Origin of the sequence: Streptomyces sp. NBC_01142, from assembly GCF_026341125.1 — a bacterium.
Taxonomy (GTDB): Bacteria; Actinomycetota; Actinomycetes; order Streptomycetales; family Streptomycetaceae; genus Streptomyces.
Genome location: NZ_JAPEOR010000003.1, coordinates 1,756,339 through 1,769,432 on the forward strand (window position 1 = coordinate 1,756,339; position 13,094 = coordinate 1,769,432).

12 protein-coding genes and 2 pseudogenes are annotated in these 13,094 nt (G+C 69.2%); 3 read left to right on the forward strand and 11 right to left on the reverse strand.

The genetic code is table 11. From position 1 onward, the window contains the following. Positions 1 to 51: 51 nt before the first annotated feature. Complete coding sequence (locus OG883_RS42220) at positions 52 to 777, reverse strand: TetR/AcrR family transcriptional regulator (protein WP_266552967.1); 726 nt, start codon at positions 775 to 777, stop codon at positions 52 to 54. 112 nt (positions 778 to 889) lie between these two features. On the opposite strand from OG883_RS42220, the gene OG883_RS42225 reads away from it, so the two are divergent. Beyond that, positions 890 to 1,981 (forward strand): alpha/beta fold hydrolase, encoded by a 1,092-nt coding sequence (locus tag OG883_RS42225; protein ID WP_266552970.1) that lies wholly within the window; start codon positions 890 to 892, stop codon positions 1,979 to 1,981. Positions 1,982 to 2,693: 712 nt separating this feature from the next. Here OG883_RS42225 and OG883_RS42230 read toward each other — a convergent pair. The 3 genes from OG883_RS42230 to OG883_RS42240 all read right to left on the reverse strand — a co-directional run bounded on the left by OG883_RS42230 (position 2,694) and on the right by OG883_RS42240 (position 4,382). Then, entirely contained in the window at positions 2,694 to 3,335 is a 642-nt protein-coding gene (locus OG883_RS42230; RefSeq protein ID WP_266552973.1) for an OmpA family protein, read from the reverse strand. After that, entirely contained in the window at positions 3,332 to 3,883 is a 552-nt protein-coding gene (locus tag OG883_RS42235) for a hypothetical protein (protein ID WP_266552975.1), read from the reverse strand. Before OG883_RS42235 ends, OG883_RS42230 begins: the two co-directional genes overlap by 4 nt. Before the next feature lie 343 nt (positions 3,884 to 4,226). Beyond that, the gene (locus tag OG883_RS42240; protein WP_266552978.1) at positions 4,227 to 4,382 is read right to left on the reverse strand and encodes an HNH endonuclease signature motif containing protein; all 156 of its coding nucleotides are present in this window, start codon (positions 4,380 to 4,382) and stop codon (positions 4,227 to 4,229) included. A gap of 50 nt (positions 4,383 to 4,432) precedes the next feature. On the opposite strand from OG883_RS42240, the pseudogene OG883_RS42245 reads away from it, so the two are divergent. Then, positions 4,433 to 4,669: pseudogene (locus OG883_RS42245) on the forward strand (hypothetical protein); the annotation flags it as partial. A gap of 193 nt (positions 4,670 to 4,862) precedes the next feature. On the opposite strand, the pseudogene OG883_RS42250 reads toward OG883_RS42245, so the two are convergent. Next, positions 4,863 to 5,162, reverse strand: a pseudogene (locus tag OG883_RS42250) (hypothetical protein); the annotation flags it as partial. Then, positions 5,159 to 6,091 carry a conjugal transfer protein gene (locus tag OG883_RS42255; protein WP_266552981.1) on the reverse strand — a complete coding sequence of 311 codons (933 nt, stop codon included), beginning with the start codon at positions 6,089 to 6,091 and terminating at the stop codon, positions 5,159 to 5,161. The pseudogene OG883_RS42250 and the gene OG883_RS42255, both read right to left, overlap by 4 nt. A 720-nt stretch (positions 6,092 to 6,811) precedes the next feature. Between OG883_RS42255 and OG883_RS42260 the strand changes: the two genes are divergently transcribed. After that, positions 6,812 to 8,404, forward strand: coding sequence for a hypothetical protein (locus tag OG883_RS42260; protein ID WP_323181069.1), 1,593 nt, complete (start codon positions 6,812 to 6,814; stop codon positions 8,402 to 8,404). Positions 8,405 to 8,562: 158 nt separating this feature from the next. On the opposite strand, the gene OG883_RS42270 is transcribed toward OG883_RS42260, so the two are convergent. The 5 genes from OG883_RS42270 to OG883_RS42290 all read right to left on the reverse strand — a co-directional run bounded on the left by OG883_RS42270 (position 8,563) and on the right by OG883_RS42290 (position 13,093). Next, positions 8,563 to 9,798, reverse strand: coding sequence for a glycosyltransferase (locus OG883_RS42270; RefSeq protein ID WP_266552987.1), 1,236 nt, complete (start codon positions 9,796 to 9,798; stop codon positions 8,563 to 8,565). A gap of 106 nt (positions 9,799 to 9,904) precedes the next feature. Continuing rightward, positions 9,905 to 10,687 carry a VOC family protein gene (locus OG883_RS42275; protein ID WP_266552989.1) on the reverse strand — a complete coding sequence of 261 codons (783 nt, stop codon included), beginning with the start codon at positions 10,685 to 10,687 and terminating at the stop codon, positions 9,905 to 9,907. Between the two features lie 58 nt (positions 10,688 to 10,745). Further along, entirely contained in the window at positions 10,746 to 11,336 is a 591-nt protein-coding gene (locus OG883_RS42280; RefSeq protein WP_266552992.1) for a dihydrofolate reductase family protein, read from the reverse strand. 37 nt (positions 11,337 to 11,373) lie between these two features. Further along, positions 11,374 to 12,375: a GNAT family N-acetyltransferase gene (locus OG883_RS42285; RefSeq protein ID WP_266552995.1), complete on the reverse strand. Its 1,002-nt coding sequence runs from the start codon at positions 12,373 to 12,375 to the stop codon at positions 11,374 to 11,376. A 76-nt stretch (positions 12,376 to 12,451) separates the two neighbouring features. After that, positions 12,452 to 13,093 (reverse strand): hemerythrin domain-containing protein, encoded by a 642-nt coding sequence (locus OG883_RS42290; RefSeq protein ID WP_266552997.1) that lies wholly within the window; start codon positions 13,091 to 13,093, stop codon positions 12,452 to 12,454. Position 13,094: the final 1 nt, after the last annotated feature.

Here is a 13,094-nt window from a genome sequence, read left to right on the forward strand (position 1 = left end):
TCACGATCGCTTGGTCGGTGAGTGCTCAAGTATTGGCAGTTCCAGACCAACTCACGAGGGGATCAGGGCTGCCACCCCATCGAGGATCCGCTCCAGGCCGAAGTCCAGCGGGTTCCCACCTTGCGGAGCGAACGCGCCCGCCGCGATCGCCTCCGTCAGGGCGGGGAAGCGCTCCTCGTGCCGCTGCAAGACCTCGGCCGTCAGGTGCGCCCACTCTTCATTCGCCGCCTCGTCGTGGTCGACGTGCTGCTGGGCGATATTGCGAACATGGCCTACTAGCAGCAGGAACGTGTCATGCCGCTGGGTGGCCGGCAGCCCCGTTCCGGCCAGTGCGGCCAAGGCTGAGTCGAGCCAGCCGAGTTGATGTGGGCCCATGATCTGACGGCGCATGCCCGTCGCCGTCAGGACCCATGGGTGGCGGCGGTACATCGCCAGGCACTGCCGGGCCCACTCGGTCAGCTGCGGGCGCCAGCCGCCGGGGACGTCGGCGACCGGGGCCGGGAGGCCGATCGCGAGGTCGACCATCAGGTCGAGGAGTTCCGTCTTGCCCGGAACGTACCGGTAGAGCGCCATCGCGGTGACGCCGAATTCCTTGGCGACCCGCGCCAGCGAGACCGCGTCCAAACCCTCCCTGTCGGCGATCCCAATAGCCGCCTCCGCGATCCGGCCCGCGCTGAGCGAGGGCTTCGGGCCCCTGCTCGGCAGCTCCTGCTCGCCCCAGAGCAGCGCAAAGCTCGCCTTCACGCCAGCCTGCTTCCCGACCTTCTTCGCGGCCACCCGCGCCTCCTCTGCCGATCCCCGTTGACACCTCACCCTAACTGTTTATAGCGTATAGCTAACCGCTTACGGCATATACAGTTCACTTGAACCGGACACCCAGGGAGTCGTCATGATCGCCACCATCGCCGCCACGACCGCAGCCGCCCTCCTCGCCGCACCTGCGGCCGGTGTCCTCGGCCACCGCGCCCTCAAGCGATCCCGCAACGCCTCCCTGATGAAGATCGACACCCCGAACGGCATCGACGAGCAGAGCTTCGTCCGCATCGGCGGCATCGACCAGTGGATCTCGATCCGCGGCGAGGATCTGGCCAACCCGGTCGTCCTGGAACTGCACGGCGGCCCCGGAGCCTCGACCGGGATCTTCGGGCCGCGCACCCGATCCTGGGAGAAGCACTTCACGATCGTCCGCTGGGACATGCGCGGTGCCCTCAAGACCCTCGGCCGCAGCGGTCCGAAAGCGCAGGGCGAGATGACCTTCGACCAGATCTACGCGGATGCGATCGAGGTCACCGACCACATACGCACCCGCCTGGCCGTCGACAAGGTCGTCCTGCTCGGCCAGTCCTACGGAAGCGCCTTCGGCCTGCGGCTCGCCCGCGAGTTCCCCGAGCGCTACTCCGCATATGTCGGTACCGACCAGAACATCCACGACGCCGGCCGCGACGGCTCCGTGCACCAGGCCCTGCTCACCCGCCTGCGTAGGGCCGGAAAGCGCAAGGAACTGGCGGCAGTCGAGGCGCTCCACCCCGATGAGCAGCAGTGGACAGCCCGCGAACGCGCGATGCACGCCAAGCTGCTGGCCACCAGCGACCCGCTGACCCTGGACACGATGAAAAAGGTCGTCATGGGGTCCCTGTGGGTCTCGCCGCTGCACTCGCTGCGCGAACTGGGGCTTTTCGTCAAGGGCATGACCCTCTCGGAGCAGATCACTCACGCCACCGCCGGGTCCGACGACTGGGCGGACGGGACGAAGTTCGAACTCCCCTTCTTCATCGTTCAGGGCGAGAAGGACGTGCTTACGTCGCCGGAGCTCGCCCGCCGCTTCTTTGATGACGTCCAGGCGCCGGTCAAGGGCTTCGCGCTGATCGAGGACTGCAGCCACTTCGCGGCGTTCCGACAGCCGGAGCGGTTCCTGGAACTTCTGCTGGCCCATGTGCGTCCGGTGGTCGTCAGCGCGTCGGCTGCTGCAACAGGCGTCTGACCGGGGACCGGTCAGACACCCAGCTGTCCGGGCCACATCGAGCCACCCAGACAGGCCAGAAAGCATCAGAAGTGTGGGGAGATCACCCGAGCAGGTTCGGCCAGCTGAAGAGACTCCTGGGGAGATTCAATTCAAAAGAGCGCCATCAACGGTGTCCGCCGCTGGCCACCCGGGTCAGTGTGGTCGACGAGCACGGTCTCGCCTGGCCGACGTCGTCTGGTCCTCCCCGCCTGACCCTGCACCCACGGCGCGCCCGTTGAGGCCCTCTCTGCCAAGGACTGCGTCCGGGCGTTGGGCCCAGTGTTCGCAGGGCGGCGGGGAGGAGCGGCCCAGCGACGTTGGACTCGATACACCCGACGATGTCGGCAAGTCCACGGAGGGGCTCCAGCTGGCCCAGATGGGTTGCCCGTGACCACGGTGTCGGCCAGGGCGCCGCCATTCGCAGCCGTTCGGGGTATGGGCCGAATCAGCCGATCGGCAGAGTAGGGCTCGATGAACCTCCACTGAGCCTCGGCGAGTTGCCTACGGGTCACGGCCAATGCCCTACCGGGTTCCACCCCACGAAGAAGGCAGAACCCGGCAACCGATCAGGACATCACGCAGACCCTGGGGCAGTTCATCAGGTTTCCATGTAGCCCAGGATAAATGCCACTAGGCGCACTGGTGTCCCGAGGTGAAACCCCGGCGGGGACAATCCGTCGACCGGGTGCGCCTACGTCGCCGTCCCCCGCCCGAACGAGATCTCCACCCGTCGGTTCTTCTTCCGACCCTCCTCGGTGGAGTTGTCCGCGATGGGGTCATCCTCGCTCTTGCCGACCACCTCGTAGGCGATCCCGGATGCACCCAACTTCGCGGCGAGCGCGTTGTGTACGGCCTCGGCGCGCTTCGTGGAGAGGGTCTTGCCGTGGGCGTACGCCCCCAGGTTGTCGGTGAACCCGCGGACCGTGACCTTCTGCGGGCCGTTCTCCCTGATCTCCTCGGCGACCTCGGCGATCCGGGTGTCGGCGCTGCCGCTCAGCTCCGCGCTGTCCTTGGCGAAGAGGACCTCGGACTGGAGGGTCAGCTTGATGTCTTCGTTCGATTCCTCGCGCCCCGAGTCACCGGACAGGTCTCCGGAGACCGAGAGGATGTCGACCACCACCGGAGGGGCCAGCTCCGCGCCCTTCTCCAGCTCCAGGACCTCGGCGTGCGGATCGACCGGAACGGGCGGCGGCTCGGGCGAGGCGCTGGGCGAGGGGGCGGCACGGGCCGCAGGGGCGTTGTACAGACCGGGGAAAGTCGTCAGGCATACGGCGGTGAGTGCGCAGGCCGCGAGCCGGGCGGCAGCGGTGCGTACCGTCGTCGCCGGCCTCACTGCGCGACCGTGATCTTGACGGGGGCGGTGCCGAAGGTCGGCATGGCGAAGTCGACCTCCGTGGTGCCCTCCGGCGGCGCCGGGAACTGGACGAAGACCGGGGCCGTGTCGCCGGGCTGGAAGACCGTGTGGAACCGGTTGCACAGGCAGTTGCCCTGGGTGTCCCGCAGCGGGTAGTAGCGCTTCTTACCCTTGAGGTCCGCCAGGGAGGCACCCGACGAGGAGTAGCCGTTCTTCAGCGACAGATCGTTGCCGCCGGTCCAGTGATCGGGGTTCAGGGCCGCCTTGCCTTCGTTGCGCATCTCGCCGTGGACGGTCACCACACCGCCCTCGAACCGCTGCACGGAGTCGATGGTGAGCACCGCACCGTTCGCGCCCTTCATCTCCAGACCCATGCCCTTGGGGTCCGCGGCGGCCGGCTTTTCGGCTGCCTGCTTCTTCTTGCCGTCCGGCGCACCGCCCGAGTCGCCACCCCCACACCCGCTCAGCGAAAGCGTTACGACCGCAACGAGGCCGACGGCGCCCACCTTCGCCCCGACTTGCGCCATACCATGCCGACTTCGGCGCCCAAGACCGGTCCGATCCTGTATCTCACGCATCATGCTTCCCCCTCGTTCCCCGTCCACTGCAACGCGTTGCACGGTAGCGCATGCGAACCTGCGCCCCGGTGACAGCATCGCACACATGAACCTCCGCGGAAGCCTGGGAGAAGCCTTCTCGCCCTGGGGGTGCGGCAGTTGACCCGGTGTCCAACAGCCGCGAGCGTTGCCCGTGAGCCGAGCTCGGCAACTGGTCAGAGGGGGAAGCCGGTCATGGTCGCACAGTGTGAGCGCCTGCACTGCATCCCTTCCGCGCTCGTAGGGACCTGGTCAGGGTCCGTGCGAGGCGGTGTCAGTGCGGGGCAACAGCGGCCCCGAATTCGGTACTCGTCTTGAGCTTGTGGCAGCCCCGGCACAGCACTTGAACATTGCCGTCTGTGTCCGTCCCGCCGAGGGCGAGGGGCTTCACGTGGTCCACATCCACAGCGGACGCGAGGAAGTCGTCCATGCACCAGTCACACCACGCGTGACCGCGCTCCTGTATCCGCCCACGGAGTCGAGAAGAGAGATCAGGCCGCGAACCGAAAGGGGGAAGGCGCACGAGGCGGCCGGCCCGTCAGCCACGAGGCCGATCTCTACAAGGAACGGAACACCGCCGAACGCCTGATCAACAAGCTGAAGGCCTGGCGAGGAATCGCCACCCGCTACGACAAGGTGCCCGAGAGCTACCTCGCCGGCCTCCACCTCCGCGCCGCAATGATCTGGATCGACGACCTCCTGAAGGTCGCCGACTGATCACGACATCACACAGGCCCTTAAGTTCCAGGGCCCTCAGCGGCATTGGTTTTCCATTAATGGGGGCCGGGTAGAGCATTAATGGAAAACCAGCCGCTTCACCCTCCCGCGCGAGCCCAGCGCGTTGACTACCTCCAGAAGCCCCTGCCGCGAGGCCCGCAACCTGAACACACTGACTTGACAGGGAAGGGACTGGATCGGAACTGCGCACGATGCCGGGGACGGCGGGTGCGCCCTTGGCCGGGTTCTTCACCTCGTCCTCGAACATGTTCGCCAGGCTGTTGCGGGAGTTGTACAGACCCAGCGCGATGATCATCAGGAGCAAGGCGCCGATTCCCGCCTTCAGGCTGAACTTCTGGATCATGATCACCACGACGAGGCAGACCAGACCGGCCTGCAGACCCTTGGTCGCCCAGTCCTTGAACATGTTGATCCACGAGTCGCCGAGGTCGTCCAGCTGCCCGGCGAGCATCAGGCTCTGCACCGTGTTCACCGGGCACCCCCGTCCTGGACCGTCCCGGACTCCAGCGCCGCGACTTCCCAACGGCCCGAGCGGGCCTTGAAGACGAGCTCGTACCCCAGCGGCCACCGCCCGTCCTCGTCCCGGGCTTCCACCTGGGCGAGGGTGCGCACCTCGGTGCCGTCGGCCGGCACCTGCTCGGCGGCGGCCGCCTCATCGACAGCGAGCACCTGCTGCACCGTGACCGTCGTGTACGGGGCGGGAGAGACGGCCGACACCTTCACGCCGGGCGCGAGGTAGCGGCTCACCTCCCCGGCACCGGTGAGGTACGCGGAAAGGAACTCCCCGACCGCGGAGGACAGATCACCCTCCGGGACGCTCACGCCGTACGACGACGTCGGCGCCTCAGCCCGTGCCGGTCCGGCCACCACGCCGGGCGCACCGGTCACCGTGAACGAGCCGCCCGAGCGGTCCACGGCCACCAGCACGGCGTAGTAGCGCACCGATCCGTCGGCGTACTGCGCAGCCACCGTCACCGACCACGTGCCGCCCTCGCGCTGCGCACTGCGCACCGCCGTCACGGACTCCGGCTTCGACTGCGCACCCGCGGCCGGGTCGGGCAGCTCGACGTCCGGCGCCATCGACTGTGCAAGCCGGGCCTGCGCACTCCTGGCGTCATCCGCGCTGCTGCGCAGCCACGCGCTGACGAACAGCTGCGCATAGCCGGCCGGGTCGGCGGTGACTCCCGCGGTGCGCACGGCGGTGGGCTTGGTCGGGGTGGCCGCCTCGACGACGGTCGGGGTGGAGGTGATGGCGACGCCCAGGGCGATCGGGCCGGCCGCGATGGCGGTCAGGACCGCCAGACGCGAAAGGCGTACGCGGCGCCGCATCGCTTCCAGCGCGACACCCGCAGCCATCGCAGCGGGGGCCTCGCCCTCCGAGGCCTGCTTGCCAGAAGGCATGTTCAAACTCCCAGGTCAGAACGACTGTTGCTGACCTTGAGAACACCCGGCGACCCCGACCCGACCACCGACCACGAGACCCCGACCACGGTCACGATGGGGACACAAGGTCCGTGGTCGGGGTCATGGTCGGGCCGACCACAGGCCCGACCACGGCTCGTCCATGACGGGGGGAGAGGTCCCAGCCGGTGACCGGCGTGCGGGCTTAACGGATCGCGGCGACCTGCTCCCGGAACCGTTGCGCAGACACCGTCAGTGGCCGCTGGGGCAGGCGGCTGCGCAACGCGGCACCGGGACTGCGCAGCCGGACAAGCCGAAGCCACCCACCCGGTTGCGCAGGCGCTCGCCCCAAAGTGACTGCGCACGAGCCTCGCCCCGTCGCGCATCGCGTGCACACTCCGGGAACGGCGGCTGCGCAACGGGGCTGCGCAGCACGAGCAGGACGTCGCTGCGCACGCGTGGTCTCGGCCCGACCATCGCCCGACCACGGCAGGTAGGCGGGCAGTTGCCGGATCGTGACCGTTGGTCGGGGCTGGTGGCCGTCAGCCTGGTCGGGGTCGGCGGGTGAGCTGACGGCATGGGACACACGCACGCCCCCGCATCCGGGACCACCGCCCACCCCACTTCTGTGGGACCGGTGGGCCTCCACGGCTGCCACGCGCCGTCTTGTTCGGGCTGGACGCGATGAGCGGCTACGGGGCCGGGGTCCGCCGTGGGGTGATGGCGGCTGATCAGTTCACGCAGATCGCCAACGGGTTGTTCCGTGACAGCCGGATCTCGTACAGGGCGAAGGGGCTCTTCGGCTACATCAGCACCCACCGGGACGGCTGGCAGGTAACCGTCGCCAACCTGGTCGCCTTGGGCCCCGACGGACGGGACGCGGTGCGCGCCGGGCTGCACGAACTGGAGAAGCACCGCTATCTCGTCCGCGATCGCCTGCGCCGCCCGAACGGCACGCTCGACGAAATCGTCTACTCCATCACCGACCGCCCTGCCACCACAGACGTCGGCGCAATCGCTTCGGCCCCGATGTCCATCCCGCAGGCCGGCTGCGAGACCGGGTACGGGGCGGGGATCCGGCGCGGGGTGATGGCGGCTGATCAGTTCACGCAGATCGCCAACGGGTTGTTCCGTGACTGCCGGATCTCCTTCAAGGCGAAGGGGCTCTTCGGCTACATCAGCACCCACCGGGACGGCTGGCAGGTAACCGTCGCCAACCTGGCCCGCCACGGCCGCGAGAGCGTGGACACGGTGACAACCGGGCTGGAGGAGCTGGAGAAGCACGGATTCCTGCTGCGCGACCGCGACCGCAACGCAGACGGCACGCTCGGCCAGGCGCTGTACGTCATCACCGACCTGCCCAGCCTGCAAAACGCCAGGTCACAACCAGAGTCGGGTTGTCCAGGATTGGCTGATCCTGCGTTGGCTGATCCCGGCACTAAGAACACCAGACCCCTCCCTCCGTGCGACCGCGGCGAAGCCGCCCGGGCGCCCGGACGGACGGACCAGCTGGACGCGCCCCCGGCGGTTGAGATGCATCCGGGTATCCGGCTGCTGCTCGAGATCGGCGCGAGCCGTCCTGAACTGCTGCTGACCGGGAAACCGCTGACCGATCAGGGCCGTGTCGTGACCGTGATGATGGACGCCGGCTGGAATACCGCGCAGCTGCGCCACGTCATCACCGACAGGCCCCTGCCGCACCCGGTGCGTACCACGGTCGGCGCGATCATCGCCGCCCGCCTGCGGGCCGCCCAGGCCTACCCACCGCCCGCCGCCGTGGCAGACCACCACCACGCGCTCCCGCCGGACGAGCCGCTCGCGCCGTCGACAACCGAACGGTCATCGACGGCGTCCGCCGCCCACACAGTGAGCGAGGCCCTGACCTACCGGGCTCTCGTCGAATGCGCCGGATGCGGCGTGCCCGGAACCGCCCCCGGCGAAGACCTCTGCCCGACCTGCCTCTGCTGGCCGCTGTGCGGCACCTGCCCGGGGCCGACCCCCCCGGCGCGCTCACCCCGACAGCGGCGGCCGCTGCGCGACGTGCGCCTTCGCCCTGACCGACCAACTCGAAGGAAGCAGCTCATGACGGAAACGCTCCGCACCCCACCACCGTCCGCGCCCCCGCAGCACCTGCATCCCTTCACCCTCGAACCAGGCCGAGGGGAGGCGGAGCGATCCCGCGCTCTCATCGCCCGCGAGCGGCTGATGGTCCAGCTCGCCGACCAAGTCGCCCAGATCCTGAAGCGCACCCACACCGAGGGCCGGTACCGGGCCCCCGGACAGGTCCTGGCAGCGATCAACGAGTGGCCATGACCAGCCCTTTCACATCCCCCAGCGACGGGATCAGGAGATGGTGGTCGCGGGTTCGTAGGACGTCGGTCGGGCTGCTGTCGTGAAGCATTCCGGGCATGCTCAGTTGGTGGTGCAACCCGGTGCCGGGCCTCGTCCTTGGCCCGACGGTTGCAAGTGGGTCACACGGATACTGGCGGCCCTTCTTGGCTGACCGTGTCGAGCAGCAGTCTCGCGGCCACCATCGTCCCATCGGAGCGGATCGTGCCGACCACGGCCTGCGCTCGCGCGCGGGTCTCGGGGGTCAGCGCCGTCCTGAGCGCGGCCGACAGAGAATCGAGGGTCGGGGTCGGACCATCGTGTGCCACGCCGATGCCCAACTCGGCCACCCGGCCTGCCCAGTAGGGCTGGTCCGCCATCTGGGGCACCACCACCTGCGGTGCGCCGGCCTGGGTGGCCGTCGTCGTGGTGCCCGCACCACCGTGGTGCACGACGGCGGCCATCCGGGGGAACAGCGCCTGCTGGTTGACCTCGCCGACGACGAAGCAGTCGTCCCGGTCGTCGATCAGGGCGAGGTCGGCCCAGCCACTGGCCACGATCACGCGGCGCCCCTGCGCCCGGACCGCCTCGATGACCACTTGGGCAGCGCCCGTCGACGTGTGCAGAGGCATGCTGCCGAAGCCCACGTAGACCGGCGGCGCACCGGCTTCCAGAAACGCCACAAGCTCGGACGGGAGCGGATTGGTGTCGGGCAGGATCCATGCACCGGTCTGGACGATGTCGAAGCCCAGCGCCTCCTGCGCCGGGTCGAGGACCGGGTCCGTCGCCAGCCACGGCCGGTCGCCGAAGACGTAGTCACGGACGTTCTCCACCGGCGGCAGGCCGAACGACGCCCGGTTCGTGTTGAGCGCGTCGCCGAACAGCGCGTTGATGCTCCGGGCGTCCAGGTCCCACAGCGCCCGGTTGTCGGTCACCTCCGACGGGAACGGCCGCCCCGGGTACGCCAGCGGTGGGCGCGCCGGCGACGGCAGGGTGAGCTGCTGGAAAGTGACGGACACGGAAGGGATGCCCAGCTTCTCGGCTACCGACCGGGCTCCGGCCGCGGCCGGCATCGCGCCAGTAGCCAGCAGCACGTCGCACCCCTCGGCCGCCGCGGCGCCCGCCTCGAACTGGCTGGCGATGATCTCGGCTGCGCGCTGGGGCAGGGACGACGGCTGCGGCCCTGCCTTCATCAGGGCGCGGGCCGACGGGCCGACCGGCACCATCGGCACACCGATACCGGCCAACCGCTGGGCGAAGTCCTCGTCCGGCGGCGCGCACACCCGCACCTCCGCGCCAAGCGTCCTCAACCCCACCGCGAGTCCCGCCAGCGGTTCGATGTCCCCGCGCGACCCGTACGCCATCAACAACACACGCATTTCGACTGCTCATTTCTGTGGATTCCGGCCTCGGCCGACGATGGTGCGGTTCGCCCCGGGAGCGCGGAGGCACCCGGGGCCTACCTGGTGTGCGAAGGAGCGGCGGTCACTGTGCCCAGGGCAGTTCGCGGGTGCCCTCGGTGCCGGGCACGGAGGCGACTGCGTCGGAGCGCATCGCGACGTGGGCCTTGGCCTGTTCCGGGGCGTGGATCCGCCGGACGAGGTCCGGCGGCAGGATCAGAGTCTGGCCAGCCAGGACCTTCTCGGTTCGGCCGCCGCAGGTCACTTCCAGAGCGCCCGCGGTGACCGTCCAGACCTGTTCGCGGCTGATGGAGTGTTCAGGGCCGGTCGCACCGGCGTCCATCGTGACGGTCCAGGTGCTGAGTTCGGCGCTGCCACGGCTGGGGGCCGCCAGGCCGCTCATGGTGGCGTTCGGCGAGACGGTGACGTGGTCGGCCGACGGGGTGATCACGGATATGGCGGTGTTCTCGTCCCCGCCCGCGGGCTGCTCAGGGGCGGCCCATTCCACCAGCTGGACGATGACCCCGTTGGGGTCGGTCAGCTGGAACAGCCGCTCGCCCCAGGGCTCTTCCCGCAGGGGCATGGTGATGGGGGCCCCTGCGGCGCGCAGGCGTTCTTCCTCGGCGTCCAGGTCGGTGACCGTGAATGCGAGGATCAGGCCGCCCGCCTCCTGGTCCCGCTGCTCTTCTGGGAGGACTTCGGTACCTCTTCGAAGCAGGACGATGTCGAGGGCGGCGTCCTCGCGGGTCAGGGAGGCGAAGCCGTCGTCGGCCATGGCCACCTGATAGCCGAGGTGGGTGCAGAGGAAGTCACGGGATGTGTCCACGTCGGCGACGGTCAGGGAGAGGGTGGAGGTGGATACGTTCATGACAGCTCCTGGGAAGGTATGCGGTGTGGTGGGCGGGTAGTAGCCGTCAACGGGACTCTCAGCTCTGCTCGTCAGCTGTGGGCAGCACCTTCGAGAAGGTGCTGATGGTGAGGCCGGAGTCGAAGGTTCGCGTGGCGGCCGGGGCGAAGTTTGTCGGGGTGAACGGGCCGTCGAACAGGGGGATGCCGGATCCGATGACGATGGGGTGCCGCTTGATGATCAACTCGTCTATCTCGTCACGCAGGGCGGCCGCCAACTTGCCTCCGCCGCACAGCCAGATGTCCAGGCCGTCCTGCCCCTTGAGCTCGCGGACGAGCGCGACGGGGTCGCCCGCGACGGTCACCGCCGGATCGGGACTGATGAGCGTGCGGGAGACGACGTACTGCCTGAGGTGGGCGTACGGGCTGGTCCACCCCAGCTTCAGGCCCGGCTCGTAGGTCGCGCGGCCCATGATCACCGTGTCGAACCGCTGGGCGGCCCGGTCGGCGATGCCCAGCGGCTCCCGTGCGGGGGTGGGCATGGTCTCGGGGAAGTTCGCCAGGATCGCGGCGGCTTCCTCCCCTTCGAAGGGGAGGAAGTCGTACTGGTCGTCGGGGCCGGCGATGTAGCCGTCGAGGGTGGCGGCGATGTAGTAGGTCAGCTTGCGCATGGACTGCTCGCTTTCTTCAAGAAGGTGTGGTTGGGGATCAGGTCGCGGGCACGTCGAGCTGGAACTCGCGCGTGCGCCGGTAGGAGCGGAAACCAAGGGCGTGGTTGACCGCGAGCATGTGGACGTTGTCGTCGGCGTTGTCGGTCTCGACCTCGACGACACCGGGGTGCTCGGCGCGCAGCCTCTGCACCATGGCGGCCTTGACCCACAACCCCAGTCCGTTCCCGCGGTGCGCGGGCACGACCGCCGTGTCGTACTGCTGGACTCGCGGCGACGCTCCCTGGGGAAGCAGGATCTCCGTGAATCCGGCTATGGTGCCGTCGTCGTGGACGGCGGCGATGGTCAGCAGCATGTCGCCGCGGTCGGCGATCACCTGAGCCATGGCGCGGACACGGTCGGCGTCCCAGTCCACGCTGCCGTAGTCCAGGTCTCCGACGGGCATGTCGTTCATCGCGTTCTTGGCGGTGGCGAAGGCGTCAGCAAGGTCGTCGGGAACCGTGCCGGTCCACTCGGTCAGCCGGTAGCCGGGGTGCCCGGCCTCGGCGCTTCGGAGAATGGCTGCCTCGTCCAACTGGTCCAGACGCAGGACCAGATGATCCAGGGTCAGCGCCAGGCGGAAGCTCCACCTCTCGCAGAAGGCTTCGCCCGGGCTGTCGGCCGGGGCTTCGACGATCAGGCTGCGCCGGTTCTCGGTGCGGCAGGCGGCCACGACCGCCGACAGCAGGCGTGAGCCGGTGCCCTGGCGCCGGTGCGCGGGGTCGATGTGGAGTTCCAGTTCGGCCAGGTGGTCCCGCCCGGAGGAGGTGAACAGCCGCAGGCCCGCGACTCCCACCGCGGCACCGTCCGACGTGGTGGCCAGCCAGGTCAGCCGGTGGCTGTCCAGGGTGGGCTTGGTGAGCTGGGCGTGGATCTGCTCGGGGCCGGGAGCTGGTACTCCGGGCAGGTCGTGGGCCATCGAGGCGGCAACGACCTGATGCCAGGCCGCGGCGTCGGCGGCCGGGACGGCATGGAGCGCAGTGAGATGGACGTGCTCGGACAAGGTGATGACTCCCGCGATTGAGGGTGACGTACTTCTGGACGATGCCTGGGCTGTCACGGCGGCTGGTGACAGCGCGTCAGTCCGCGGTGCCGGGACTCCAGCGGTCCAGGACGGTGTAAGCCGGGAGCCACTGGGATGTGCAGGTGGCGCGCGCGGGTGAGGGGAGTGCAGCGAGCAGCCTCTCCACCGTCAGCTCGTCGGCGCCGTCCAGCAGCCACGGCAGCAGCGCCGGCGCGTCCGGGGCGAGCCGCTGCGCATGGACCTGGCCGAAGTGCCCCCACTGCTCGGCCGTCAATGCCCGCTGGATCAGCGGCAGCGCCGCGTCCTCCTCGTGTTTGAGGTGACCGGCCAGGCCGGTGGCCAGCGCGTCGGTCAGCTCGCACAACCGCAGGGGGTCGGTCTCCGGGTCGGCCAGCCTCGCGTCGATGGCCTCGATCACCGGGTCGATGGCGGCGTGCTCAGCCTCCAGTGCCTCCAGCACAGCCAGGTCCTGCGGGCGGCCGGCCAGACTGTGGCGCAGCGCCGGCCACAACGCGTCGTCCTCAGCCGTGTGGTGGGCGTGCAGAGACTTCTGGAACAGCTGCCATCCGGCAGCGGTGGCCAGAACATACCGGGGGTCACGGTCCACGGCGGTCGTGATCCGCTCCAGATGGGCCAGTTCCCGGCGCAGGGCATCGTGCATCGCGTACATCACGGTCAAGTCAATGGCGTCGCTCATG